Here is a 26,775-nt window from a genome sequence, read left to right on the forward strand (position 1 = left end):
TTGCGTTGCGTGACGAAACTATAGGGAAGCCAGCGGGATCGCACTACCGATCGGAAGTGGGAAGCTGTTCACCGTAAATTGGCGAAGTGCCCGGTTGTTTTCCGACGGCGTGCGAACACGCGATAAGCCGGCCTAGTTCTTCGCGGCCATCTGTTGCTGCGGCGCATCCCATCCGCCGCCGAGCGCGCGGAAGGTTCTCACCGCGGCGCGTGCAACGTCCGCCTTCGTCGCGTCGAGATCGTCGCGCGATGCGAGCAGTTGCCGGTCGGCGTCGAGCACATCGGTGAGCGTGATCGAACCCGCGCGATACGCTTTCTCCGATAAGTCTCGCGTTCGCGTCAACGCATCGACTTCCTGCTGAATCTCCTGTGCGCGAATCTCCGTTTGCGAGAGCGTCATGAACGCGTCCTCGACGTCTTCGGTCGCCTTGAGCGCCGCCTCGCGATACTGCGCCAGCGCCTCCGCATAGGCGCCGCGCGCGCTTTTCACTTCGGCGTCACCTTGCCGAAATCGAACAGACGCCAGCGCAGCGCGCCCGTGCCGATCGGCTGGAACGCCTTCGCGCTCAGAAGATGACTGGCCGAGGTGCTGTCGAATCCCAGCGCGCCGGCGAGCGAAATCTTCGGGTAATACTCGGCAAGCGCCACGCCGATCCCTTCGTTCGATGCCGCCAGATGCCGCTCCGCCGCGATGATGTCGGGGCGGCGCCGCAGGACATCGAGCGGTGTATCGGCGCTGCCGATCGCCGGCGCGTCGGGAATGGCGCCGGCGTGCGCGCCGAGTTCCGCCGCATAGGTGCCGGGCTGCGCGCCCAACAGCACATCGAGCCGATTCAACTGCGCTTCGAGCGATATCCGCAGGCTCGGAACAGTGGCCCGCGCCTGACGCAACAACGCTTCGGCCTGAGCCACTTCGCGTTCATCGGACGCGCCGGCCTGCTTGCGCGCTTTCACGAGCGCCAGCAGACGCGCGTCCGTGTCCACCTGGTCCTGCGTGACGGCGAGCCGTGCCTGCAGACCCCGGATTTGCAGATAGGCGTCGGCGGCGTCAGCCGCGACCGACACGCGCGTGCCGAGTTGAGCGGCATCGGCGGCTTGTTCTTCTTCCGTGGCTGCCGCGTGCGCGCGTCGCAGGCCGCCCGCCAGATCGATTTCCCAGCTTGCCGTCGCGCCCGCGACATACTCTTTCTGATCGCGGCTGTAGTTCGGAAACGCACTCGCAAGCGTGCCGAGCGGACTCTGCACGCTCTGGTGCTGCGCCGAAAACGATGCGTTGGCATCGACGGTCGGAAGCAACTGCGCACCGGCCGCCTGCGCCGCCGCACGCGACTGCGCGACCCGCGCTATCGCGGCCTGAATGCTCAGGTTCTGAGCGAGCGCGCGTTGCACGACTTCGACCAGTTCCGGATCGTTGAAGCCGGTCCACCAGTTGTCGAGACTCGGCGCGGGCAGCGTGGCTGGCCGCTCGGCGATGACCTGCGCGTTATGAAACGGCACCATATGCGTTTCGGGTTCGACATAGTTCGGTCCGACTGCGCACGCCGCGAGAAACGCGCTGACGAACAGACTGCCCGCGATCGCTTTCGAAGTCCTGGCCAGGAGCGAGTTCATTTAACTTCTCCGCTATTGAGTTTGCGCGGCAAGGCACGCGTGTCCCGAATGCCGAGCTTGCGCACGAACGCATAAAACGCCGGTGTGAAGGCGAGACCGAAGAGCGTCACGCCGAGCATGCCGAAGAAGACCGTGGTTCCGAGCGACTGCCGCATTTCCGAGCCCGCGCCATCGGCGATGGCAAGCGGCGCCACGCCGGCGATAAAGGCAAACGACGTCATCAGGATCGGCCGCAACCGGACGTGAGCCGCGTGCGTGGCGGCGTCCTCCGCGCCGACGCCGTCTTCTTCCTGACGCTGCTTGGCGAACTCCACGATCAGAATCGCGTTCTTGGCCGCCAGTCCCACGAGCACCACGAAACCGATCTGCGCAAGAATGTCGATCGGCATGCCGCGCACATTCAGCCCGATCGATGCCGCGAGCAGACACATCGGCACGATCAGTACGATCGCGAGCGGCGTCTTCCAGCTTTCGTACTGCGCAGCCAGCACGAGGAACACGAACAGCGCGGAAGCGGCGAAGATCACGAGCGGCGACATGGTCTGCTCTTTCTGCTGATGAGCCAGGTCGGTCCATTCGTATGTGATGCCGTTCGGCAACACCTGCTGGGCGAGCTGTTCCATGCGTTCGATCGCATCGCCCGACGAGAAGCCCGGGCCTGCCGCGCCCATGATTTCCGCCGCGGGATAGAGGTTGTAGCGCGGCACACGATACGGCTGCGTGTCGTTGCGGAACGTCGCCACGCTGCTGATCGGCACCATGTCGCCCGACGCGTTGCGCACCTTGAGCCGTCCGATGTCTTCCGGCGTGCGGCGGAAGGCTTCATCGCCCTGAACGCGCACCTGATACGTGCGTCCCATGAAGTTGAAGTCGTTCACGTACTGCGAGCCGAGGTACAGCTCCATCGTCGAAAACACGTCCGTTGGCGTGAGCCCGATCTTTTCCGCCTTGAGGCGGTCGACGTCCGCATAGACCGACGGCGCGCCGGCGTTATAGAGCGTGAACACGCCGCCGAAGGTCTTGTCCTTGTTGGCCGCAGCCACGAGCGCATGCGCTGCGCCGGCGAGCGCTTGCGGGCCGAGTCCGCCGCGATCTTCGAGCATCAGCTTGAAGCCGCCCGCCGCGCCCAGCCCTTGCACGGGCGGCGGATTCACCACCACGACGACCGCGTCCTTGACCCCGGCGACGCGCTTGCGGAGTTCGACCAGCATCGAGGCCGCGCTGACTCCGGGCACATGCTTGCCGTACAGCGAAGGCAAGCCGTAGAAGAGCGTTCCCACATTCGGCGCGATGGTGCCGGTCGTAACGTCGAAGCCAGACACGGGCGACGTGTGCGTGACGCCCTTGAGTCCGGGTGCGTCGAGCACGATGTCGTTGATCTCGCGAATCACCTTGTCGGTGCGCTCCAGACTGGAGCCGGGCGGAAGGAACGCGATCACCGCCTGATAGCCGATGTCCTGTTCCGGAATGAACCCCGTGGGCATTCTCGACATTTGCAGGCCGGTCGCCGCGATTAGGCCGGCATAGACGATCAGCATCACGGTCGTCGCGCGCACCGCGCGGCCCGTGATCTTTCCGTACCGGGACGACAACCATTCGAACGACGCGTTGAAGCGGCCGAAAACGGCATGATGCAGGCGGCCCAGCGCGGTCGAACCGCCGTGCGACTTCTCCATCTCGTGCGGCTTGAGCAGCACGGCGCAAAGAGCCGGGCTCAGCGTAAGCGATACGAAGCACGAGATGACCGTGGACGCGGCGATGGTGATCGCGAACTGCTTGAAGAACAGCCCCGAAATGCCGGACATCAACGCGGTCGGCCCGAACACCGCGCACAAGGTCAGCGCGATGGCGATGATGGCGGTCGAGACTTCATCCATCGTCCGATGCGCGGCTTCGCGTGGCGTCATGCCGAGCGCCATGTTGCGCTCCACGTTCTCGACCACCACGATCGCATCGTCGACGACGATCCCGACTGCCAGCACCAGTCCGAACAAGGAGAGATTGTTGATCGACGCGCCGAACAGCGACAGGATGGCGAACGTCCCGACCAGCGACACCGGGATCGCCACCACGGGAATGATCGTCGCGCGCCAGTTCTGCAGGAACAGATAGACCACGCCGACCACCAGCAGAATCGCGATGCCGATCGTCTTGGCGACTTCGTGGATTGATTGCGAGACGAACGTGGTCGGATCGTAGATCCTGATGTAATCGACGCCGGGAGGAAAGCTCTTTTTCAGTTCGGCCATCTTGGCCCAGACGTCATGCTCCACCTGCACGACGTTCGCGTCCGGCGTCGCGATCACGAACCACGGCGTGGCCGCATAGCGGTCGGCATACGCCTTCGAGCCGTAGTCCACCGAGCCGAGTTCGACGCGGCCGATATCGCGAATCCGCGTGACGCGTCCTTGCGCATCCGACTTCACGATTACATCGCCGAACTGCTCGGCGGTGCTGAGACGGCCCAGCGCCTCGATGTTGATCTGATACGCGCCCGTGCCGCTGTTCGATACCGGCGGCTGATTCAGCACGCCCGCCGATACGGCCGCGTTCTGCGCGCGAAGTGCGGCGAGGATCTCGCCCGCGCTGATGTGATATGAAGCGGCCTTGTCGGGATCGATCCAGATGCGCATCGCGTACTGCCGCTCGCCGAATAACTGGAAGTCCGACACGCCGGGCAAGCGCGCAATCTGGTCGCGAACCTTGAGCATATAGTTCGACAGATACTCGGGACTTCGTGAACCATCCGGCGAATAGACATGAACGCCGAGCAGCAGCGCCTGAATCGTCTTCTTCACCTGCACGCCCTGCAATTGCACGTCGGCGGGCAGGCGCGAGAGCGTGTCTTCCACGCGGCTGCGCGCCAGCAGAAGGGCAGTGTCCGGATTCGTGCCGACCTTGAAGATCACCGTGATCGTCAATTGACCATTGCTCGTCGACTGGCTCGAGATGTAATCCATGTTCTCGACGCCGTTGATGGACTGCTCGAGCGGCGTGGCGACCGTGCGCGCGATCGTATCGGCCGATGCGCCGGGATACGAAGTCGTGATTTGAATCGTGGTCGGCACGATGTTCGGATACTGAGCCACCGGCAGCTTGATCATGGTCGCGAGACCGATGAGCAAGACGAATATGTTGAGCACCGCGGCAAAGCGCGGATGCTCGATGAAGAAGTGAGTCAGCTTCATGATTTGGCTCCTTCGGCCACTTGCTCCGCCGAGAACTCGATGCTTCCCGCGCGCGGCGAGATTTTCGAACCGGGATGAACGGACGGAATGCCGTCGATCACGACGCGGTCGGTCGGCGCAAGCCCGGAGCGGATCACCCGCAGCCCGCCGCGAAGATCGCCGATCTGTACTTTTCTCGGCGTGGCAACGTTCTCCGCATCGACGACATACACGATGTGGTCCGTCTGATCGTCGAGCACGGCGGCATCGGGCACGAGCAGCGCCGGTTGCGGCGCGGTCGTAGCGAGGCGGACGCGAGCGAAGCCGCCGGGCGTCAACGACAGGTCGCGGTTCGAGATCGTCGCGCGCGCATGGATCGTCCCGCTCGAACGGTCGAGCGTGTTGTCGATGAAATCGAGCGTGCCGACGCGCGCGAATCCGCTGTCGCCGGTGGGCGAGATATTCACCGCGTCGGCCAGCGGTCCTTGCCGGCTGCCGCGCGAACGCTGGAACGCGGCGTAGTCGTTTTCGCTGATGTCGAAATCCAGGTAGATCGGATCGAGCGAAACGATGGTGGCGAGCAATGTCGTCGGCCCGCTGCCGGCGCGGCTGCCGGACACCAGATTGCCCTTCGACACGAGATGCGTGCCGATACGCCCGGTGAACGGCGCCGTGATCCTGCAGCGATCCAGATCGAACCGTGCGTCGCGCACCAGCGCGTTCGCGTTGTCCACGGCCGCCTGCGCCGCGCGCTGTTCGGCCACGCGCTGATCGACGTTCTCGACGGTTCCCGCTTCCGCGCGTTGCAGTTCCTGCGCGCGGGCGAGCTGGCGCGTCGCGAGCGCGAACCGCGCATTGGCGGATTCGAGTTCGGCCGTCGCTCCGCTCAGCTTGATCCGATACGGTTCCGGGTCGATCTCGAAGAGCGGATCGCCCTGATGAACGATGTCGCCGTCCTTGAAATAGATCTGCGTCAGCGTGCCGCCCACCTGCGCACGCAGTTCGACGCGATTCACGGCTGAAAACTGGCCGAGAAACCCGAGCCGGCCTTCTATATCGCGCTGCAACGGCGCGCTTATCGTCACCGACGGCGGCGGTGGCGCGGCAGCCGGCGCGGCACCGGACCCGTGCAGATGGAACGCCGTCGCGGCCACGGCGACGATCATCAGGCCGGCCACACCTTTACCGATCCATCGAACCGGACCGGGGTTCGCCGCGATGTCCGGAGCATCGACTCCCATCTCGGCCTGATCAATTTGATTATCCATGGCAATCCTAAGTGTGTTTGATGGCTAGGCGATGTCGAGGCGTATCCAGAGCGACAGCGATAGCGATCTGAAGGAGGCAGCGGCATCGGGCAACTTCCCGTCGATGACTGCCGGATAAGTTTCGTGACGCAACTATAGGCAAGACCGTTGCGGCACGGTACTGGCCGAAACCGGGAAGCTGTTCCCCGCGGAATGGTTAAGTTGCGTCATGAAACTTGAGTTAGGATGGGCGCCATCATGTATAGAAAACGCTTCGACGAAATGGATTGCTCGATCGCCCGCGCCCTCGACGAGGTCGGCGAGTGGTGGACGCTGCTGATCGTGCGCGAGTGCACGCAGGGCAGCAGCCGCTTCGACGAGTTCCAGAGCGGGCTCGGCATCGCGCGAAATGTTCTGACGGCGCGGCTCGAACGCTTGACCGAGCTGGGGATTCTCGAACGCTTCCCGATCGCGGAACGCGCGAATACGTTCGGCTACCGGCTGACGTCGAAAGGATCGGACTTATATCCGGTGCTGGTCGCGCTCATGCAATGGGGCGATAAATGGCTCAGGCCGAACGGCAAGCCGCCCATCGAACTGGTGGAACATGCGAGCGGAAAGCGCGTCGAGACCGTGGAGATTCGCGGACCGGGCAGAGCGGCGCTGAGCTATCGGGACGTTCGCTTCGCCGCCGGTCCCGGCGCGACGGAGAAGACGCGGGGTGTCATCGAGAATCGCAATGATCGGGTGCTTGGCGAGCGGGGCGAGGAATCGTGACGGTGGCTTGAGACTCAGCGCCGCTTCTGCTTGCCGAATCGCGACAGGGATTCCCTGAGCCGGGGCACGGCGAAGTCGATGAAATGCCGCAGCTTGATGGCCATGAGGTTCCTGGACACGTGAACCAGATGGACGGGCACGGGCTCGATTTCGAACTGCGATAGCAGTACTTCGAGCTGTCCGCTGCGGAGCGCTTCATCGGCGTCGTGTTCGAACACGTAGGTGATGCCCGTGTCGGCCGCTGCGGCGCTGACGGCGGCGTCGGGTGACGTGACTTCGAGGCGGGCCTTCACTTCCAGCACGTAGATCTTGTGCGTTGCGGGCAGACGGAAGCGCCACGGCGACAGGTACGGGCTATTGAAGACGATGCACGAATATTTCACGAGTTCGTCGGGCTCGCGCGGCGGCGTGTGTGTTGCGAGAAAGGCAGGACTCGCGCATACGACCGGCCGCAATGCCCCGACGCGCGTGGCGATCATGTTGCTGTCCGGCAATTCGCCGATACGCACGGCGAGATCGGCGTGAGAATCGATGAGGTCGATGTTCCGGTCGGAGAGAAGAAGTCGAACGGTGATGTCCGGGTACTGCGCGAGGAACTGGTTGATGACCGGTAGCACATGCAGGCGGCCGAGTTGCACGGGCGCTGTGACGACCAGTTCGCCTCTTGCGGTCGCAAATTCGCCCGTGGCTTCGTGTTCCTGTTCGCGCACGAGTTCGAGGATGCGCCGCGCCGCCGCGACATATGCCATGCCTGCGTCGGTCAACGTGAGCTTGCGCGTGGTGCGGATGAGTAACCGGCTTCCGAGCATCTCTTCGAGATCGGCGACCTTGCGGGTGAGCGTGCTGACAGGAATCTTCAGTTCGCGAGCCGCCGCCGACAGGCTTCCCCCGTCCACCGCGGTCACCAGCATTTCCATGGCTTCGAGTCGGTCCACCGCATTCACTCACGTGGAATAAGGTCGCAGTATTGTAGGGGAAGTGGCTAGCGAAGGCTCGAAGCCGAAAGCATGTTTCTCTGGAGATCGACAATGTACGCACAGGCTATCGCGCAATGCGTGGAAGCAGTCAGAACGATGGAAACGTATCTCGACAAGGCGGAGCGCTTCGCGAGCGCGAAGAAGTTCGATGCCGCCATTCTGCTGTCGACGCGGCTCGCTCCCGACATGGCCCCGTTGCTCTATCAGATACAAAGCGCCTGCGACTATCTCAAGGGCGGAGCAGCGTGGCTGTCGGGACAACAGCCTCCGCGACATGAAGATGACGAACGAACGCTCGAAGAAGCGCGTGCGCGAATCCGCAAGACGATCGAGTTCGTCGAAAGCGTGGCGATCGGGCGTTACGCGGACGCGGCGAATCAGGTCGTGAAGGTATCGTGGGTGCCCGGCAAGCTGACCGGAGAAAACTATCTGCTGCAAATCGTGATTCCGAACATCTACTTCCACGTTTCAATGGCTTACGCGATTCTGCGTGCAAATGGCGTCGATCTCGTGAAGATGGACTTCATCGGCCCGGTCGATGCGTTCGATGCCTGAACGGCGCGGCGGCGCAGGAGCCGTGGCGTTCCCCGGCTTGAGCGCATCACCCCGCCAGTAGCCCGGTCGCCAGTTCGCGCAGGCGCGCGCCGACGAAGCGCGCCGCTTTCGAAAGCGGGCGCTGCCGGGTGAAGCCGAGCGCGATCGTCCGCTTGATGGCCGGGCGCTCGATGCGCGCCGCAGCGAGACGGCCGGTTCTCTGCTCTTCACGCACCGCCAGTTCGGGAAGAATGGTGAATGCGCCGCCGCTGGCCGCGACTTCTTTCATTGCGATGAGCGTATCGACTTCCATCACGATGTTCAGCGACGTGCCGCTCTCGCGCGCGACGTGATCGAGCATCGCGCGCAAACCGTTCGGCGCGGCAGGAAGCACGAGCCGCAAGCCGGCGAGCTTCCTGAATGCGATCGCCTGATTTCGAAAAACGTCGTGTCGCGGATCGCCGACGAGAAACGTATCGACGATGCCGAGCACGTCCTCGTGCCGCCCTTGCGCCGGGCCATACCGGTTGACGACGATCATGTCGAGCCGGCCATTGCCGAGCTGCTCGTCGAGCGTGCCGCTGAATCCTTCCGCGACGTGCAGTTTCACGGCGGGCGCTTTCTCGCTGATGTCCGCGAACAGGAGCGGCAGCAATTGCGGCGCGAGCGACGGCAGCAGGCCGATATGCACCGTGCCCGACAGCGCGCCCGCCGATTCCTTGACCGCCACCTCCAGACGCTCCGCCTGATTCAGCAGCAACGCGACTTCCGGCTGCACGCGCCGGCCGAACTCCGTGAGCATCACGCCGCGGCCCGTGCGCTCGAAAAGCCGGTCGCCCCATTCCTCCTCCAGTTGCGTGAGATTGCGGCTGACGAGCGATTGCGCGACGCCCAGCGCCTGCGCCGCCCGCGAGATCGAGCCGAGTTCGGCCACGACCAGGAAAGTCTCGAGCTGCTTGAGATTCATGGTTTCACAAAAGTCGATATCTGATATAGCCAATCTAACACTTCCTGATGGCGTCCGGCGCACGTAGCCTGTCGATCATGCAATCCTGATCGATGAAAACGACATGCTTACGAGACGAAACGACATCCTTCACGCGCCGGCGGCGGCGTTGTGGAATCCCGCATCGGTGGCGGTCATCGGTGCGTCGGACAATCCGAACAAGGTCGGCGGACGCCCGATCCATTACATGCGCCGCTACGGGTTCGGCGGGCGCATCCTGCCCGTCAATCCGCAACGCGCCGAGGTGCAGGGTCTGCCGTGCTTCGCGAGCCTCGCCGATCTGCCGGAAGTGCCCGAGGCGGCGATCGTCGCGGTGTCGGGCGATGCCGCCAGCGCCGCGATCCGTGCGTGCGCGGATATGGGCGTGCGCGTCGCGATCGTCATGGCGTCGGGATTCGCGGAAACCGGCGAGGACGGCCGGGCGCTGCAGGACGAACTCGTGCGCTACGCCCGTGCGGCCGGCATGCGCATCGTCGGGCCGAACGCGCAGGGCATCGCGAATTTCGCGAGCGGCGCGGTGCTCAACTTCAGCACGATGTTCATGGAAGTGGAACCGCAGGACGGGCCGATCGCCATCGTGAGCCAGAGCGGCGCGGCGAGCGTGATGCCTTATGTGCTGTTGCGCGAGCGCGGCCTGGGCGTGCGCTATCTCGCGGCCACGGGCAACGACGCTGATCTCGGCGTATCCGATCTGGCGATGAGCGTGGCATCGGACGAATCGATCCGGCTGATTCTCGTGTACGTCGAATCGCTGTCGCAGCCCGCGATGCTCGCCGAAGCCGCGCGCATTGCACGGCAGCGGGGCGCGCACGTCGTGCTGCTCAAGGGCGGCAGCAGTACGCGGGGCGCGGCCGCGGCGGCGTCGCATACGGGCGCGCTCGCGGGTCTCGACGCCGCGCTCGATGCGTTTCTCGACAGACACGGCATCGTGCGCGCCCGCGACGTCCACGAACTCGTGAACGCGGCCTCGTTGTTCGTGCGCGGCTTTCCGGTGCGCGAAGGCCGCACTGTCGTGATGAGCCACAGCGGCGCGGTCGGCGTGCTGTGCGCGGATGCGGCCGAGCGCACGGGCTTGCCGCTCGCGAGCCTGTCGGCGGCGACGATCGACGCGCTCACGCGAATCCTTCCCGGCTTCGCGACGGCGGGCAATCCGCTCGATCTGACCGCCTCGCTGCTCGGCAACGGCGCGCTCTTCTCGCAGGTGCTCGACGTGCTCGGCAACGATCCGCAAGCCGACATGTTCGCGATCGGCGTGCCGGTCGCCGGTCCGGGCTACGACGTGCCCGAGCTTGCGCGCGCGGCGGCGCGTTTCATGGCGACGCATCGCAAGCCGATCGTCGTAACCGCGCCGCAGCGCTCGGTCCGCGCCGAGTTCGACGCGTGCGGCGTGCCGACTTACATCGGCGAAACCGATGCGATCCACGCGCTCTGGCAGTACGCGCGCAGCGAGCGCATGCGCGGCGCGCCGCCGGCGTTTGCGCTGCCGCCCGCCGAAGCGGACGTTCTGCACGGTCTGCTCGATGAAGCCGCGAGCCTGAGCATGCTGCAACGCTACGGCGTGCCGGTCGTCGATCACGCGGTGTGCGCGGATGCGGACGAAGCCGCGGCGCTCGCGAACGCGTTCGGCGAAAGAGTCGTCGTGAAAGGCTGCGCTGCCGAGATTCCGCACAAGAGCGAGCACGGCCTCGTGCACATCGGCGTCGGCGCGGGCGATGCGCGTGCGGCCGCCTTTGCGTGCCTTGCACGTCTGAAGTCGCTCGATGTCGGCGCGCCGCGCGTCGTCGTTGCACGCATGGCGCGCGGGCTGCACGAATTCATGCTCGGCGTGACGGTCGATCCGGTGCTCGGTCCGGTCGTCGTGATCGGCGAGGGCGGCACGCTCGTGGAAGTGCGCGGCGATGTCGTGTCGCTGCTCGCGCCGTTCACCGCGGATGACGCGCTCGCGGCCATGCGCCGTCTGCGTATCGCGCCGCTGATCGATGGCTATCGCGGCCAGCCCACGCTCGATGCCGACGCGCTCGCGCACGCCGCCGTCGCGCTCGGCAACTTCGCGATCGCCTATCGCACGTCGCTCGTGTCCGTCGACATGAATCCCGTCATGGTGATGGCGCGCGGCGAAGGTGTCGTCGTCGTGGATGCGCTCGTTCAATTCGGGGAGCGCGCATGAGCGAAATCCTTTGCGATATTCACGACGGCGTCGCGCTCGTCACGCTGAATCGCCCTGCGAAACTCAATGCGGTGAATCAGGCGCTGCGCGCATCGCTGATCGACACGCTCGCGCATCTGAACAGCGACGCAGCCGTGCGGGCGATCGTGCTGACCGGCGCGGGTGAGCGCGCGTTCTGCGCGGGTCAGGATCTCGAAGAAGCCGCGGGCGTCGATATCGCGCGCATTCCTGCTTGGCTCGACAATCAGCGCGCGATGTATCAGGCGGTGCGCGATCTCGACAAGCCGTGCATCGCCGCTTTGAACGGCGTCGCGGCCGGCGCGGGATTCCAGATCGCGCTGTGCGCGGACTGGCGCATCGCGGCGATGAACGCGCGTATCGGGCAACCCGAGGTGAAGGCGGGGCTGGCGAGCATCGTCGGATCGTTTTTGATGACGCTGCATGTCGGCATGACGCATAACGTGCAGATGTCGCTGTCCGGCGATCTGATCGATGCGCGGCGCGCGTGTGAAATCGGCCTCGTGACGGAACTCGCGGAGCAATCGAGCGTGCTCGGCGTATCGCTCGAACGCGCGACGAAACTCGCAAGACTTCCGCCGCACGCGATCAGGCTTTCCAAACAACGTATGCGCGCGATGACGCAGCCCGGTTTCGATGCTGCCTGTGCCGCGGGCATCGAAGCCCAAACCGAATGCTATGCGCACGGCGAGCCGCAGGTGGCCATACGCGCGTTTCTCAGGAGTTCGACGACATGATCCACTACAACCAGCATCTGATCGATGGCGACATGCGCACTGCAACGAGCGCGGCCACGACGACCATCCACGATTCCACGACGGAAGCGCCGATTGCGAGCGTGGCGCACGGCAGCGCGTCGGAAGTCGATGCCGCCGTCGTTGCGGCGCGCAGGGCGTTTGCGCACTGGGCGAACACGTCCGTCGATGAACGCGCGAGCTATCTGCGCGCCATCGCCGATGCGCTCGAAGCCCGTTCCGATCGCATGGCCGATGCGGTCGTCGCCGAAGTCGGCATGCCGCTCAAGCTCGCGCGACGCATCCAGGTGCAGGCGCCCATCGCGGCGTGGCGCGCGGCGGCGTCGCTGGCTGCGGATGCGCTCGCGCAAATGCGCGTCGCGCATTCGGTGATCACGAAGGAACCGGTCGGTGTCGTTGCCGCGATCACGCCGTGGAATTATCCGCTGCATCAGATCACGGCGAAGCTGGCGGCCGCGCTCGCCGCTGGTTGCTGCGTGGTGCTGAAGCCGTCGGAACTGGCGCCGGGCGTCGTCGGCGCATTGTGCGAAGCCGTGCTCGAAGCGCGCCTGCCGCGCGGCGTGCTGAACATCGTCCACGGCGATCGCGCGACCGGAGCAGCGCTCGTCGCGCATCCGGGCATCGACATGGTCTCGTTCACGGGATCGACGGTGGCCGGAAAACAGATCGCGGCGACCGCCGGTGCGGAACTCAAGCGCGTGGCGCTCGAACTCGGCGGCAAGTCGGCGAGTATCGCGCTGCCGGACGCGGATCAGGCGATGGTCGTGAAGCATGCGCTGTCCTCGTGCATGCTCAACTCGGGGCAGACATGCAGCGCGATCACTCGGCTCATCGTGCCCGAAGCGCAGTATGCGGCGTATCGCGAGCAGCTTCGGCAAGGTGTCGCGAAGCTGCGTGTCGGCGATCCGCGCGATGCCGATTCGCGCATCGGGCCGCTCGTCGCGGCGGATCATCGGCGGCGGGTGCAGGCGTATATCGCGCGCGCCGAGCAGGCTGGCCATGACGATATCGCCATCGACGTGAAACCGGATGTACCGGCGCGAGGCTATTTCGTCGCGCCGGCGATCTTCGGCCGCGTGCCGATCGGCGCGGAACTCGCGCAGGAAGAAGTCTTCGGTCCGGTGCTCGCGGTGCAGACGTATTCGACCGAAGACGAAGACGAAGCCGTCGCGCTCGCCAACGGCACGACGTACGGACTCGCGGGCGCGGTATGGAGCGCATCGGCGGAACATGCGCAACGCGTCGCGCGACGCATGCGGGCAGGCCAGATCGATATCAACGGCGCGCCGTTCAACGCGCTCGCGCCGTTCGGCGGCTTCGGGGCGTCGGGCACCGGACGCGAAGGCGGCGCGTTCGGCATCGAGGAATTCACCGAGCTTCGCGCCATTCAGCTCGCGCAATGACATGATTCAGGAGAATACGAAGATGGATCAGCAAATCGAAATCACCCGCGCGGGCGCGCGTGAGCAGGTCGCGGTCGTATCGTTCAATCGTCCGGACAAGATGAATGCATTGACCAAGGTGATGGAAGCGCAATTGCGCGAGGCCTTCGATACGCTCGACCGGAACGACGCCGTGCGCGCCATTGTGTTGACGGGCAACGGGCGCGCGTTCTGCGCGGGCATGGATATCGCCGAACTCGAAGTCCTGCCGCCCGAAGACATTCGCGCGGCCGAATGGATGCGCCCCTACGACATGAACCGCCGCGCCGATTTTCAGAGCCGTTATTCATATTTCATGGGCGTGAAGAAGCCGGTCATCAGTGCGATCAACGGCGCGGCCGCCGGGCTCGGCCTCGTGTTCGCGATCTACAGCGATGTCCGTTTCGCCAGCGACAAGGCCATTTTCTCGACGGCGTTCGCGAAGCGCGGATTGATCGCCGAGCATGGCATCGCGTGGATGCTGCCGCGCGTCGTCGGGCCGGGACACGCGGCCGACATGCTTTATTCCGCGCGCAAGGTGAGCGCGGACGAAGCGCTCGCAATGCGTCTTGTCGAGCGCATCGTCCCGCACGACGATCTGCTTGCCGAAGCGATCGCCTACGCCGACGATCTCGCGACGAACGTCTCGCCGCGCTCGATCCGCATCATGAAGCAGCAGCTTGGCGAGGCGCCGTTTCAGACGCTCGGCGAAGCCATCAAGCTGGCGAATCGCGAGATGTTCTACAGCATCCAGAGCGAGGATTTCACGGAAGGCGTGGCGCATTTCATCGAACGTCGTCCGGCGCGATTCACCGGCGCCTGAACGCGAACATCCGACACGATCATGGCCGACAGAGCCAACCAAGGAGACACGGAAATGGATCTGGACCTGAACGCGGGCACGCTGCCCGCAGAAAACACGCGCTCGGGCGATGCCGTCTTTCGCAAGATCGCGTGGCGCTTCATGCCGTTGCTGTTCATCTGCTACGTCGTGGCGTATCTCGATCGCGTGAACGTCGGCTTCGCCAAGCTGACGATGCTGAACGATCTCGGTTTCAGCGATGCGGCGTACGGCATCGGCGCGGGCATTTTCTTCATCGGCTATTTCATGGCGGAGGTGCCGAGCAATCTGATCCTGCATCGCGTGGGTGCGCGGCGCTGGATCGGACGCATCATGGTGACGTGGGCGATCATGTCGGCGGCGATGGCTTGGACGCACTCGACGACGCAGTTCTACGTGTTGCGCTTTCTGCTGGGTGTCGCCGAAGCCGGCTTTTTGCCGGGTATTCTGCTCTATCTGAGCCAGTGGTTTCCGGCGCATCGGCGCGGCAGGATGGTCGCGATCCTGATGGCGGGCAACCCTGTGTCGGGCATCATCGGCGGCGCGGTTTCCGGCTACATTCTTCACGCGATGAACGGCTGGCACGGCATGGCCGCGTGGCAATGGCTGTTTCTTCTGGAAGCCGCGCCCGCCGCGTTGCTCGGGCTCGTGGTGTACTTCTTTCTGACCGACAAGGTCGCCGATGCGCGCTGGCTCGATGCCGGCGAACGCGCCGTCGCGAGCGCCGTGATCGCAGCCGATGCGGCCGCACGCACGCATACCTCGATTCGCTACGGCCTCACGGGCGGCCGCGTCTGGCTGCTGTGCGCGATCCTCTTCTTCATCGTGATGGGCACGAGCACGATCGGCTTCTTTCAGCCGACGATCATCCGTAACTCAGGCGTGAAGGACCCGCTGATGATCGGCCTGCTCGCGACGATTCCCTATCTTGCCGCGCTCATCGGCATGATCTACGCGGGGCGCAGTTCGGACCGCATGCGCGAGCGCCGTTGGCATGCGGTCGTGCCCGTGCTGCTCTCGGTTCCCGGCTTCCTGCTGTGCGCGTTCGGCGGCCACGAACCGCTGATCGCGATGATCGGCCTCACCATCGCGACCGCGAGCATCATCACATCGCTGCCGATGTTCTGGGCGCTGCCTTCGTCATTCCTCGGCGGCGCGGGCGCGGCGGCGGGCATCGCGCTGATCAATTCGACGGGCAACCTCGCGAGCTTCGTCGGGCCGGCTTTGCTCGGCTGGCTTCATGGAACGACGCATTCTCTTGCCGTCGGACTGATGGTCGTATCGGGCTGCCTGCTGATCGCGTCGATGATGATTCTGCGTTGGGTTCCGGCGGATGTGGTGAACCGTTGAGGGCTGCCTGTCGTTCATTGCGGGACGTGATGCTGCATGGCGGCCGCAAGGTCGGTATCCAGATACCTTGCCAGTAGCGGTGCCGCGCGCTGCGCCAACGTGGCTTCCGCCAGCCACGGATAAGTCAGCGCGTCCTGTAACTCTTGCAGCTTCACCGCGCCCGGATCGTCGATCACGTCCATGCGCTCGATGGCGATATGCAGCCCGGCGATTCGCTCGGACCCATCGGCCATGCGCGCAATGCGCCACCTGTACGTGCCCTTGCCGAGCCGCAGCGCTTCATTGTCCTTCTGCCGCATCGCGACTAGCCAAGGCATCGTGCAGATGCCGTCGTGATCCAGTTCGGGCGCGGTACAGACGTAATAGGTACGGCACCGGTCGAACCGTTCGCCGAAGTCGGCGACGAGCGTCTTTGCGATCCCGTGTGCGCCGCTCACGCTGCGGGGAAAATCGATTGCATCGGTTGCGATCGAAAACGTCAGCTCGGCATCGTCGGCGAAGCAATCGAAGATCAACGCAGGCTGGTTCTCGTCCTTCGCACGGATATAGCATTCAAGAAGCGAGCGCGCGGAAGACGTCGAAATTGCAGGGTTCATGGCTGAATCTCGTTTGTTAAGCTTTGCCGTATAATTACCTTTAAAAGGTAACTGCATTAGCATCCGGGAGTTTGAGTGTCATGCCGAAACAGATCGACGAATCCGCTCTGACGATTACCAATCCAGCGTGCCTCGTCGACGGGACAGACACGGAATTCCGCCATCTGATCAATGGCCTCCTGCCGTTCGCGGCGCGGCTTTTGTCCGTGCGCGATGGCTTCGGGACGATCATCGGCCTGACCGGCATCCAGTATTCGCTGCTCGTCTCCGTGTCGCATCTCTCGCATGGCGAATCGGTCACGGTGAACCGGCTCGCGGACCATCTGCATCTGAGCGGGGCGTTTGTCACCATCGAAACGGGCAAGCTCAAGAAGCTCGGCTATATCGACAAGCGTTCGGACCCGCACGACAAGCGCAAGATGCGCCTTACCGTGACATCGAACGGCGTGAAGCTGCTTCGCGAACTGGCCGCGACGCAGCAGCACATCAACAACGTGCTGTTCGAAGGCGTGACGAAGACCGAATTCAGGGCGCTGTGCTCGGTCGTCGACAGGCTCGTCGCCAATGGCGACCGCGCGACGCTCGATCTGTCGCATCTGATTGCGCGACAGGAAAAGTCGTGACGCGCGGCGCAGGGCATGACTAGTGCGCGGCCCATTGAATCGAGTTCGGATCGACGCCCTCGAGATGCATGTCCCACAGCGGGCTCAGCGCGCGCAGCCTGATCACGGTCTCCTGAACCTGCCGGATCACCTGGTCCACTTCCGCTTCGGTCGTGAAGCGGCCGAGCGTGAAGCGAATCGAGCTGTGCGCCAGTTCATCGCTGCGTCCGAGCGCGCGCAACACGTATGACGGTTCCAGCGACGCCGACGTGCACGCCGATCCCGACGACACCGCGACACCCTTGATCCCCATGATGAGCGACTCGCCTTCGACAAACGCGAAGCTGACGTTCAGATTGTGCGCGATACGCTGTGTCAGATCGCCGTTGACATAGACTTCATCCAGCTCCAGAAGCCCCGCAAGCAGCCGGTCGCGCAATGCGCCGACGCGCCGGCTTTCCGCTTCCATCTCTTCCTTCGCGAGCCGAAACGCCTCGCCCATGCCGACGATCTGATGAGTCGGCAGCGTGCCCGAGCGCATGCCGCGTTCGTGTCCGCCGCCGTGCATCTGCGCCTCGATGCGCACGCGCGGCCTGCGCCGCACATACAGTGCGCCGATGCCTTTCGGGCCATAGACCTTATGCGCGGTCACCGTCAGCAGATCGACGTTGAGCGCAGCGACGTCGATGTCGATCTTGCCCGCCGCCTGCACCGCATCGCAATGAAACACGATGCCTTTCTGCCGGCACATCGCGCCGATTTCAGCGACCGGCTGTATCACGCCGGTTTCGTTGTTGACCATCATGACCGAGACGAGGACCGTATCGGCGCGCAAAGCCGCGCGTAACGCGGCGATGTCGAGCAGTCCGTCCTGCCCGACCTCCAGATACGTGACGTCGAACCCGTGCCGCTCCAGTTCGCGGCACGTATCGAGCACGGCCTTGTGCTCGGTCTTCACCGTCACGATATGGCGGCCGCGTCCCTTGTAGAAGTTCGCCGCGCCCTTGATCGCGAGATTGTTTCCTTCGGTCGCGCCGGAAGTCCAGACGATTTCCCGCGGGTCCGCGCGCAGCAGACCGGCCACATGCCGGCGCGCATTCTCCACTGCTTCTTCCGCTTCCCAGCCGTAGCCGTGGCTGCGCGAAGCGGGATTTCCGAAGCGCTCGTAAAGGTACGGAATCATTTTCTCGACCACGCGCGGATCGACCGGCGTCGTCGCGCTGTAGTCCATGTAGACGGGACGTGCAGTCATTGATCGTGTTCCCTCGTAATGGAAGTTGGCCGCAGTGTAGCCCGGACGCTCGCTTCTTCGGGCCAACACCCATTCATCGAGTAGGGTTGTCTTTCATACAAAGCTTTTTAGCCGAGGGTAAACGATAGCTTGAACAGCTCGTTCTGTTGTCATGTAATAAAAGCTATGCAACAAAGCTAAAAACAAATGCTTTGTTGGGTCCGATGAAGGCGTCGCGAGCAGCGGCGCGAAGGAGAACGAGATGAAGGACAGCATCGTACGGCCGGGCAGCGATCCGGAAACGCAGCGTCAGTTCCGGTCCGCATTGTCCATGTTCGCCACGGGCGTCGCGGTCATCACGGCGCCGAGAGATGAGGGCGCGCCGATCGGCATGACGGTCGCGTCGTTCAATTCGGTGTCGCTCGATCCGCCGCTGATTCTGTTTTCGGTGGACCGCCGCAGTCTGAGCCTCGCCGATCTGTGCGTGGCAAACAGCTACGCGGTCAACGTGCTCGAAGAATCGCAGCAGGACATGTCGAATCGCTTCGCTAAGGCCAACGGCGACAAGTGGGGCTGGCGCGATGCCGCCACGAACCCGTGCCGCGAGCCGGTCCTGCTTCCCGACACGCTCGCGACCTTCGAATGCGAGCCCTATGCGCAATACGACGGCGGCGATCACGTGATCTTCGTCGGCCGCGTGATTCGTCATCGAACACGCTCGCAAGGACGTCCGCTCATTTTCTTCGGCGGCCGCTATCACACGCTCAACGGCGTTCAAGCAGCGTCGGCCTGAAACGGCGGACGAACTCATTTCTGGAGAACATCATGATCAAGAACGGCACTCAACACATTGCGTCATTGCGCGACGGACGTCAGGTCTATCTCGACGGCAAGGCGGTCGGCGACGTCACCACGCATCCCGCGTTCCGCAACTCGATTCGCAGCTACGCGAATCTGTACGACTACCAGGCGCGTCCGGAAAACGTCGAGAAGATGACGTTCGTATCGCCCGATTCGGGCAATCGCGTGAGCCGCATCTGGGAGCTGCCGACCTCCTACGAGCAACTCGTCGAGCGACGCATCGCGCTCGAAGCGTGGACGGAACTGCATTTCGGCTTCATGGGCCGCTCGCCGGATCACGTCGCGTCGTGCATCTCGGGCATGGTCATGGGCATCGATCTGTTCGAGCAATACGACCCGGCACGCGCCGGCGCGCTGCGCGACTACTACAAGTACGCTCGCGACAACGATCTCTTCCTGACTTACGTGATCGTCAATCCGCAGGCGAATCAGTCGAAGTCGGCGCATGAGCAGGAGGACAAGTATCTGGCGGTCGGCATCGTCGATCAGGACGCGGAAGGCATCACGGTACGTGGCGCGAAGATGCTCGCGACGAGCGGCATCATGGCGAACGAAGTTTTCTGTAGCTGCATTCAGCCGCTGCGTGAAGGCGACGAGATGTACGCGCTGTCCTTTGCGATTCCGATGAACGCGAAGGGCATGAAGGTGATGTCGCGCAAGTCGTACGAGGAGCACGCGCAATCCGTGTTCGACAACCCGCTGTCGAGCCGCTACGACGAGAACGACGCGGTGCTGTACTTCGACGACGTCAAGGTGCCGTGGGAACGTATCTTCGTCGCCGGCGATGTGGCGATGTGCGCGAAGCAGTTTCATGTGACGCCCGCGCACGTCTACCAGAACTATCAATGTCAGGTGCGCCTGATGACGAAGCTGCGCTTTCTCGTCGGCCTCGGTCTGCGCATTTCGGAAATCAACGGCACGAATGCGTTTCCGCAAGTGCGCGAAACGCTGGGGCAGCTCGCATCGGAAGCATCGATGGTCGAGGCCTATGTGTACGGCATGGAAGCGAAAGGCAGCGTGGTCAACGGCTACTACGTGCCCGACCGCAACATGCTGTACAGCTCGCAGGTGCTCACGCAACAGCTCTATTCGAAGATCCTCACGACGCTGCGCGAGCTCGCGGGCGGCGGAATGATCATGCTGCCTTCGAGCGTGCACGACTTCGAGAACCCGGACCTCGCACGCATTATCGAGAAGACGCAGAAGTCGCCCATCTGCAGCGCGGAGGAACGCGTGAAGTTCTTCAAGCTCGCGTGGGACGCGGTCGGCTCGGAGTTCGCCTCGCGTCACAACCAGTATGAGCTGTTCTATGCGGGCGCGTCCTTCGTGACGAAGGGCCATGCGTATCGCAGCTACGACTGGCGCCGCGCGACGGGTCTCGTCGACACCATGTTGTCGAGCTATTCGCTCGATTCGGAACTGGCGAAGACGCGCCAGGCCGCCTGAGACCGACTCGACGCAATCAACGCTTCCCCACTGGAGAAACACATGGCTATCAACAAACTTCACGACGAGTTTCACGGACTCGACATGGCCGACGGCTGGCAGTTGCCGGAGGGTTACGCGCCCGGTTCGGGCGCACAGGAGCTGATCCTTTCCGGCGCGCTCGATACCGGCAACAAGCGCGGCAGCCGCACGCGATTGCTGCGCCTTCCCGCCGGCATGTACACGACGAAGCCGTTCGTCCACGACTACTGGGAAGAAGTGTTTCTCGTCGAAGGCGATCTGACCGTCGGCAATGACGAGCAAGGCGAGGGCGGCAAGCCCTTCGAGGGCTACACCTACGCGGTGCGCCCGCCGGGCGCGTGGCATGGCCCGTTCAAGTCGAACGGCGGTTGCGTGCTGCTCGAAGTGCATTACTACGATCCGGCCTGATCATGCTGCCCGCTCTCGATTCTTTGCGTGCCCAACTCGCCGATGGCCGTATCGATGCCGCGTCGCTTCTCGCGTCATGCATCGAACGTATCGGCGATGACTCGGGCGAAGGAAAGCGCGTCTTTCCGCACGGCGTGAGCGCCGCGGCAAAAACGCAGGCGACGGCGAGCGATGCGCTGCGCCGTCATGGCGTCGCGGGTCCGCTCTCGGGCATTCCCGTCTCGGTGAAGGATCTGTTCGACGTGCAGGGCGAAATCACGCGCGCCGGCAGCTTGGTCCTTCCGGAGCAGACCGCTACGCGCGACGCCGTCGCGATCGGCAGATTGCGTGCGGCGGGCGCGGTGTTCGTCGGGCGCACCAACATGACCGAGTTCGCGTACTCGGGCCTCGGCATCAATCCGCACTACGGCACACCCGCGAATCCGTTCGACCGCGATGGCGCGCGGATTCCCGGCGGATCGTCGTCGGGCGCGGCTGTGTCGGTGAGCGATGGCATGGCCGCTGCCGCGATCGGCTCGGATACGGGCGGCTCGTGCCGGATTCCCGCGGCGTTGTGCGGTCTCGCGGGCTTCAAGCCGACGGCCGCGCGCATCCCGCTCGAAGGCGCGGTGCCGTTGTCGTCGAGCTATGACTCGATCGGTTCCATCGCGCAAAGCGTCGCGTGCTGCGCCGCGCTCGATTCGATCATGGCGGGCGACACGGAACCAGCGGCGATTCCGCCGCTGCCGTTGAGCGGGCTGCGGCTCGCCATACCGAAGACCATCGTGCTCGACGACATGGACGCACACGTCGCCGCTGCGTTCGAGCGCGCGATTGCACGTCTGACGGCGGCGGGCGCGATCGTGCGCGAAGTCTCGTTCGAGAGCTGGCAGCAGCTTGCGACGATCGCTCAGCACGGCGGGCTCGTCGCGGCTGAAGCGTGGGCGTGGCATGTCGGACTCATCAAGCGTCATGCCGACGATTACGACCCGCGCGTGATCGCCCGCATCCGGCTCGGCAGCGAGCACAGCACCGCGGAGTATTTGCGCAATCGGGCGTTGCGTGCGCAGCTATGCCGTCAGGCCGACGATGAGTTGCGTCCCTTCGACGCCATCGTCTGCCCGACGGTGCCGATCGTCGCGCCGCGTATCGCGGACCTCGACGAAGAGCCCGCGTACACATCGACGAATCGCTTGCTGCTGCGCAATCCGTCGATCGCCAACATGCTCGATCTATGTTCGCTGTCGATTCCGTGCCACGCGAGCGGCGACGCGCCCGTGGGACTGATGTTGATGGGCAGGCACATGAGCGATCGCCAGTTGCTCGCGATGGGTATCGGTGTCGAGTCGGTCGTACGTCCGCAATGAAGCGGGCTGCTTAACAAATACATATCAGGAGACTTCCATGTACAGACAATTCGCGTGCACCGCGGTGTGCGCCGCCGTCGCGATGACAGCGAACGCGGCCGGCATCAGCGACGGCGTGGTGAAGATCGGCGTGCTCACCGACATGTCGTCGATCTTTTCCGATATCGGCGGAAAAGGCTCGGTCGTGGCGGCGCAGATGGCCGTCGATGATTTCGGCGGCAAGGTGCTCGGCGCGCCGGTCAAGGTGATCAGCGCGGATCATCAGAACAAGACCGATGTCGCCGCGACCGTCGCACGTGAATGGTTCGACAATCAACAGGTCGACATGGTGCAGGACCTGCTGCCGTCGTCCGTTGCGCTTGCCGTGTCGAACGTGGCGAAGGAGAAGCACAAGATCGCGATCGCGAGCGGCGCGGGCACGACGAAGCTCAGCAACGAGGCGTGTTCGCCATACACGATCCAGTATTCGTACGACACCTATGCGCTGACCACGAGCCTCGTCAAGGCGATGGCGCGCGCGGGCGACGACTCGTGGTACTTCCTGACCGTCGACTATGCGCTCGGCGCGTCGCTGAAAAGCGATTCGGCGGCGGCGTTGAACGCGACGGGCGGCAAGGTGCTCGGCGAATCGAAGCATCCGATGCACGCCGCGGACCTCTCCTCGAATCTGCTGCAGGCGCAGGCTTCGCATGCGAAGGTGATCGGTCTCGCCAACGCGGGCGCGGATACCGTCAACGCGATCAAGACCGCGCGCGAATTCGGTATCAACGCGCCGGGCAAGCAGAAGATCGCGGGTCTGCAGATGTTCATCAGCGATGTTCACAGTCTCGGCCTCAAGTCCGCGCAAGGGATGATGCTGACGACGCCTTTCTACTGGGACCGCGACGATGCGAGCCGCGCATGGTCGCAGCGCTTCTACGCGAAAACAGGCCGCATGCCGACCTTCATTCAGGCGGGCGTCTATTCATCGACTTTGCATTACCTGAAGGCCGTGCAGGCGAGCGGCACCGATGCATCCGACGCCGTGCTCGCGCAGATGCGCAAGACGCCCGTGAACGACTTCTTCGCGACCAACGGCGTGATCCGCGCGGACGGATTGATGGTGCACGACATGTACATCGCCGAGGTCAAGAGCCCGGAGCAGTCGAAGAAGCCCTGGGATTACTACGCGATCAAACAGACCATTTCAGCGCAGGACGCTTATGCGCCGCTCGGCGCGAGCCGTTGCCCGCTGGTCGGCGGCAAAGTCGCTGCATCGAAATAAACGGAGACACTGATGAAGGCCATCACATTCAACATCGAAACGCGCGACGGCAGTGTCGAGCGCGCCATTTCAATCGACACGCTCGTCATCGCGGGCTGGACCGGACGCGACACCGAAGCGATGGAGAAGCACATCCGCGAGCTCGAAGAACTGGGCATCAAAAGGCCTGCCTATACGCCGGTGTTCTATCGCGTGGCGGCCGATCGCTTCGGGCCTGCATCGACGATGCAGGTCTCGGGCGAGGAGAGCAGCGGCGAAGCGGAATTCGTGCTGGTGAAGGACGGCGGCGAAGTGTTCGTCGGCGTGGCTTCCGATCACACGGACCGGCAGGTCGAGGCCTATGGCATCACCGTGTCGAAGCAGATGTGCGACAAGCCGTGCTCGAACACGCTGTGGCGGTTGAGCGACGTGGCGGATCACTGGGATGCGTTGCTCCTGCGTTCGTACGCGACGATCGACGGCGAGCGCGTGCTCTATCAGGACGGCAAGGTAACCGCGATGCGCTCGCCGCAGGACTTGCTCGACCAGTTCGCGCAACGCGGCGGCGAGTTCGTCGATGGCACCGCGATGCTCTGCGGCACGCTGGCGGCCATCGGCGGAATTCGCCCGGCGCAGCGCTTCGAGACCGTGCTCGAAGACCCGGTGCTCGGGCGCGCGCTGCGGCACGCTTATGAGATCGAGACGCTGCCGGTGATGGGCTGAGGAGAGCGCGATGACGCATGCAGAGATGATTCTGGAGACAAAGGGTTTAACCAGGCAGTTCAACGGCTTCACGGCCGTCAAGGGCATCGATCTTCGTGTGCGGCGAGGCACGATCCACGCGCTGATCGGACCGAACGGCGCGGGCAAGACCACATGCTTCAACCTGCTGACGAAGTTCCTGACGCCGACTTCGGGACAGATCTTTTTCGATGACCGCGAGATCACGCGCGCCGCGCCTGCGGCGATCGCGCGCAAGGGCGTGATCCGCTCGTTCCAGATATCGGCGGTGTTCCCGCATCTGACGCCGGTCGAGAACGTGACCATCGCCTTGCAGCGGCCGCTCGGCGTGTCGTTTCGCTTCTGGAAAAGCAGCGCGATGCTGACGCGTCTGCGGGAACGCGCACTCGATTTGCTCGGCGAGGTCGGCCTCGCCGCATACGCCGATGTGAAGACCGTCGAGCTGTCATACGGCCACAAGCGCGCGCTCGAAATCGCCACGACGCTCGCGATGGATCCTGTGCTGATGCTGCTCGACGAACCGACGCAGGGCATGGGACACGAGGACGTCGATCGCGTGACGGCGCTCATCAAAAAGGTATCGAGCGGAAGGACGATCCTGATGGTCGAGCACAACATGAAGATGGTGTCGAGCATCGCGGACACGATCACGGTGCTTCAGCGTGGCGAGATTCTGGCGGAAGGGGATTACGCTTCCGTCTCCGCGAACCCGCAAGTGAAGGAAGCGTACATGGGGACCGAAAATGAATCGCTCGCACATTGAAGCGCCGGATGATGCCGGCATCGACACGGCGACATGCGAAGACGCGCTGCGTGTCGCGGGCCTCGAAGCGTGGTACGGCGAATCGCATATTCTGCATGGCGTGGACCTGCGCGCGGCGCGCGGCGAAGTGGTCACGCTGCTCGGGCGCAACGGCGCGGGCCGCAGCACGACGCTGAAGGCGATCATGGGCCTGACCGATCGGCGCAGCGGCTCGATCCGCATCGACGGACGCGAGACGATCGGCCACGAGCCGCAGCGCGTGGCGCGCCTCGGCGTCGGCTATTGCCCGGAGGAGCGCGGCATCTTCGCGGGGCTCTCGTGCGAAGAGAATCTGTTGCTGCCGCCGCGTCTTCCGGACGCGAAGGGCACGCCGATGCCGCTCGAAGAAATCTACGCGATGTTCCCGAACCTGGCCGAGCGTCGCGCGAGTCAGGGCACGCGTCTGTCGGGCGGCGAGCAGCAGATGCTCGCGATCGCGCGCATTCTGCGCACGGGCGCCGATATTCTTCTCCTCGATGAAATCTCCGAAGGGCTCGCGCCGGTGATCGTGCAGACGCTCGCGCGCGTCATCAGGTTGCTGAAGTCGCGGGGCTTCACGATTCTGCTCGTCGAGCAGAACTTTCGCTTCGCCGCGCCGCTCGCCGATCGCTTCTATGTGATGGAGCACGGACGCATCGTCGATGCCTTCGAGTCGGCTCGTCTTCCCGAGAAAACGGCCACGCTGCAAGCGCTGCTCAACATCTGACCGGAGCGAAACGTCATGGAATTCTTTGGTATGCCGCTGCAGGCGGTATCGGGCCAGCTCGTCCTCGGTCTGATGAACGGTTGCTTCTATGCCGTGCTGAGCCTCGGCCTGTCTCTCATCTTCGGCCTGTTGAACGTGATCAATTTCACGCACGGCGCGTTCTTCATGCTCGGCGCGCTGTTCGCGTGGATGGGCACGAATTATTTCGGCTTCGATTACTGGCTGATGCTCGTCATCGCGCCGCTGGCGGTGGGTGCGGTCGGCGTACTGGTCGAGCGTTCGATGCTGCGTCGTCTCTACAAGCTCGATCATCTGTACGGCTTGTTGCTCACGCTCGGCGTCACGCTGATCTTCGAGGGGCTGTCGCGTTCCGTCTACGGCGTCTCGGGGATGTCGTACGCCGCGCCCGATAGCCTCGCGCGCGCCGTCGATCTCGGCTTCATGATGCTGCCCGCGTATCGCGCATGGGTCGTCGTCGCATCGCTCGCCGTGTGCGGGGCGGCGTGGTGGGCGATCGAGCGCACGCAACTCGGCGCGCTGTTGCGCGCGGCGACGGAGAACCCGCGCCTCGTCGCGGCGTTCGGCGTCGATGTGCCGCGCATGGTGTCGCTGAGCTACGGCTTCGGCGTTGCGATCGCCGCGTTCGCGGGCGTGCTCGCCGCGCCGGTCATGCAGGTGTCGCCGCTGATGGGGCAGAGCGTGATCATCACCGTGTTCGCGATCGTCGTGATCGGTGGGATGGGTTCGATCGCCGGATCGGTGCTGACGAGTCTCGCGCTCGGCATCCTCGAAAGCCTGACGAAGCTGTTCTATCCGGAGGCGTCGGCGACCGTGGTGTTCGCCGTCATGGCGCTGGTTCTGCTCGTGCGTCCCGCCGGGCTCTTCGGTCAATCGAAATGAGG

23 protein-coding genes and 1 pseudogene are annotated in these 26,775 nt (G+C 64.0%); 17 read left to right on the forward strand and 7 right to left on the reverse strand.

What is annotated here, in order from left to right:
- Positions 1-132: 132 nt before the first annotated feature.
- The 3 genes and pseudogenes from ACEN42_RS37400 to ACEN42_RS37410 all read right to left on the reverse strand — a co-directional run bounded on the left by ACEN42_RS37400 (position 133) and on the right by ACEN42_RS37410 (position 6,045).
- Positions 133-1,610, reverse strand: a pseudogene (locus tag ACEN42_RS37400) (efflux transporter outer membrane subunit).
- Entirely contained in the window at positions 1,607-4,798 is a 3,192-nt protein-coding gene (locus ACEN42_RS37405) for an efflux RND transporter permease subunit (protein WP_371882601.1), read from the reverse strand. The pseudogene ACEN42_RS37400 and the gene ACEN42_RS37405 overlap by 4 nt, the downstream one beginning before the upstream one ends.
- Positions 4,795-6,045 (reverse strand): efflux RND transporter periplasmic adaptor subunit, encoded by a 1,251-nt coding sequence (locus ACEN42_RS37410; protein WP_371882602.1) that lies wholly within the window; start codon positions 6,043-6,045, stop codon positions 4,795-4,797. Before ACEN42_RS37410 ends, ACEN42_RS37405 begins: the two co-directional genes overlap by 4 nt.
- Positions 6,046-6,282: 237 nt before the next feature.
- Between ACEN42_RS37410 and ACEN42_RS37415 the strand changes: the two genes are divergently transcribed.
- The gene (locus ACEN42_RS37415) at positions 6,283-6,801 is read left to right on the forward strand and encodes a winged helix-turn-helix transcriptional regulator (RefSeq protein WP_371882603.1); all 519 of its coding nucleotides are present in this window, start codon (positions 6,283-6,285) and stop codon (positions 6,799-6,801) included.
- A gap of 14 nt (positions 6,802-6,815) precedes the next feature.
- Here ACEN42_RS37415 and ACEN42_RS37420 read toward each other — a convergent pair whose 3' ends face one another.
- Positions 6,816-7,736 (reverse strand): LysR family transcriptional regulator, encoded by a 921-nt coding sequence (locus ACEN42_RS37420; protein ID WP_371882604.1) that lies wholly within the window; start codon positions 7,734-7,736, stop codon positions 6,816-6,818.
- Between the two features lie 93 nt (positions 7,737-7,829).
- On the opposite strand from ACEN42_RS37420, the gene ACEN42_RS37425 reads away from it, so the two are divergent.
- Positions 7,830-8,333, forward strand: coding sequence for a DUF1993 family protein (locus tag ACEN42_RS37425; protein WP_371882605.1), 504 nt, complete (start codon positions 7,830-7,832; stop codon positions 8,331-8,333).
- Between the two features lie 46 nt (positions 8,334-8,379).
- Here the strand turns inward: ACEN42_RS37425 and ACEN42_RS37430 are convergent, their stop codons facing one another.
- Positions 8,380-9,279, reverse strand: coding sequence for a LysR family transcriptional regulator (locus ACEN42_RS37430; RefSeq protein ID WP_371882606.1), 900 nt, complete (start codon positions 9,277-9,279; stop codon positions 8,380-8,382).
- A 103-nt stretch (positions 9,280-9,382) separates the two neighbouring features.
- Here ACEN42_RS37430 and ACEN42_RS37435 point away from each other — a divergent pair, with 103 nt between their 5' ends.
- Genes ACEN42_RS37435 through ACEN42_RS37455 form a run of 5 tightly spaced genes read left to right on the forward strand, consistent with a single transcriptional unit; the run spans position 9,383 to position 15,870 of the window.
- Entirely contained in the window at positions 9,383-11,485 is a 2,103-nt protein-coding gene (locus tag ACEN42_RS37435; protein ID WP_371882607.1) for an acetate--CoA ligase family protein, read from the forward strand.
- Positions 11,482-12,240 carry an enoyl-CoA hydratase/isomerase family protein gene (locus tag ACEN42_RS37440; RefSeq protein ID WP_371882608.1) on the forward strand — a complete coding sequence of 253 codons (759 nt, stop codon included), beginning with the start codon at positions 11,482-11,484 and terminating at the stop codon, positions 12,238-12,240. The genes ACEN42_RS37435 and ACEN42_RS37440 overlap by 4 nt, the downstream gene beginning before the upstream one ends.
- On the forward strand, positions 12,237-13,661 hold the full coding sequence (locus tag ACEN42_RS37445; protein WP_371882609.1) for an aldehyde dehydrogenase family protein: 1,425 nt from the start codon (positions 12,237-12,239) through the stop codon (positions 13,659-13,661). Before ACEN42_RS37440 ends, ACEN42_RS37445 begins: the two co-directional genes overlap by 4 nt.
- A 22-nt stretch (positions 13,662-13,683) precedes the next feature.
- A complete protein-coding gene (locus ACEN42_RS37450; protein WP_371882610.1) occupies positions 13,684-14,502 on the forward strand; it encodes an enoyl-CoA hydratase in 819 nt (272 codons plus the stop codon).
- 54 nt (positions 14,503-14,556) lie between these two features.
- The gene (locus ACEN42_RS37455) at positions 14,557-15,870 is read left to right on the forward strand and encodes an MFS transporter (protein ID WP_371882611.1); all 1,314 of its coding nucleotides are present in this window, start codon (positions 14,557-14,559) and stop codon (positions 15,868-15,870) included.
- A 14-nt stretch (positions 15,871-15,884) separates the two neighbouring features.
- Here the strand turns inward: ACEN42_RS37455 and ACEN42_RS37460 are convergent, their stop codons facing one another.
- On the reverse strand, positions 15,885-16,466 hold the full coding sequence (locus ACEN42_RS37460) for a hypothetical protein (protein WP_371882612.1): 582 nt from the start codon (positions 16,464-16,466) through the stop codon (positions 15,885-15,887).
- A gap of 80 nt (positions 16,467-16,546) precedes the next feature.
- Here ACEN42_RS37460 and ACEN42_RS37465 point away from each other — a divergent pair, with 80 nt between their 5' ends.
- Entirely contained in the window at positions 16,547-17,089 is a 543-nt protein-coding gene (locus ACEN42_RS37465) for a MarR family winged helix-turn-helix transcriptional regulator (protein ID WP_187603593.1), read from the forward strand.
- Positions 17,090-17,108: 19 nt separating this feature from the next.
- Here ACEN42_RS37465 and ACEN42_RS37470 read toward each other — a convergent pair whose 3' ends face one another.
- Complete coding sequence (locus ACEN42_RS37470; RefSeq protein WP_371882613.1) at positions 17,109-18,320, reverse strand: IscS subfamily cysteine desulfurase; 1,212 nt, start codon at positions 18,318-18,320, stop codon at positions 17,109-17,111.
- A 241-nt stretch (positions 18,321-18,561) separates the two neighbouring features.
- On the opposite strand from ACEN42_RS37470, the gene ACEN42_RS37475 reads away from it, so the two are divergent.
- From ACEN42_RS37475 to ACEN42_RS37515, 9 genes are read left to right on the forward strand one after another with little or no spacing between them, the layout of a single operon-like run.
- A complete protein-coding gene (locus ACEN42_RS37475; RefSeq protein WP_309882458.1) occupies positions 18,562-19,092 on the forward strand; it encodes a flavin reductase family protein in 531 nt (176 codons plus the stop codon).
- Positions 19,093-19,124: 32 nt separating this feature from the next.
- On the forward strand, positions 19,125-20,606 hold the full coding sequence (locus ACEN42_RS37480) for a 4-hydroxyphenylacetate 3-hydroxylase family protein (RefSeq protein WP_035498998.1): 1,482 nt from the start codon (positions 19,125-19,127) through the stop codon (positions 20,604-20,606).
- 42 nt (positions 20,607-20,648) lie between these two features.
- Positions 20,649-21,035, forward strand: coding sequence for a hypothetical protein (locus tag ACEN42_RS37485; protein WP_035498997.1), 387 nt, complete (start codon positions 20,649-20,651; stop codon positions 21,033-21,035).
- Positions 21,036-21,037: 2 nt separating this feature from the next.
- Entirely contained in the window at positions 21,038-22,381 is a 1,344-nt protein-coding gene (locus tag ACEN42_RS37490; RefSeq protein ID WP_371882614.1) for an amidase, read from the forward strand.
- Positions 22,382-22,418: 37 nt separating this feature from the next.
- A complete protein-coding gene (locus ACEN42_RS37495) occupies positions 22,419-23,645 on the forward strand; it encodes an ABC transporter substrate-binding protein (protein ID WP_371882615.1) in 1,227 nt (408 codons plus the stop codon).
- Between the two features lie 12 nt (positions 23,646-23,657).
- Positions 23,658-24,347, forward strand: a complete 690-nt coding sequence (locus ACEN42_RS37500) for a DUF2848 domain-containing protein (protein WP_250487300.1) — start codon at positions 23,658-23,660, stop codon at positions 24,345-24,347.
- A 10-nt stretch (positions 24,348-24,357) separates the two neighbouring features.
- Complete coding sequence (locus ACEN42_RS37505) at positions 24,358-25,128, forward strand: ABC transporter ATP-binding protein (protein WP_371882616.1); 771 nt, start codon at positions 24,358-24,360, stop codon at positions 25,126-25,128.
- Positions 25,109-25,873, forward strand: a complete 765-nt coding sequence (locus ACEN42_RS37510; RefSeq protein ID WP_371882617.1) for an ABC transporter ATP-binding protein — start codon at positions 25,109-25,111, stop codon at positions 25,871-25,873. The genes ACEN42_RS37505 and ACEN42_RS37510 overlap by 20 nt, the downstream gene beginning before the upstream one ends.
- 15 nt (positions 25,874-25,888) lie before the next feature.
- Positions 25,889-26,773 carry a branched-chain amino acid ABC transporter permease gene (locus tag ACEN42_RS37515; protein WP_035498991.1) on the forward strand — a complete coding sequence of 295 codons (885 nt, stop codon included), beginning with the start codon at positions 25,889-25,891 and terminating at the stop codon, positions 26,771-26,773.
- The last annotated feature ends 2 nt before the right edge of the window (positions 26,774-26,775 follow it).

The organism is Caballeronia sp. S22 (assembly GCF_964261745.1).
In the GTDB taxonomy this organism is placed as follows: Bacteria; Pseudomonadota; Gammaproteobacteria; order Burkholderiales; family Burkholderiaceae; genus Caballeronia; species Caballeronia jiangsuensis.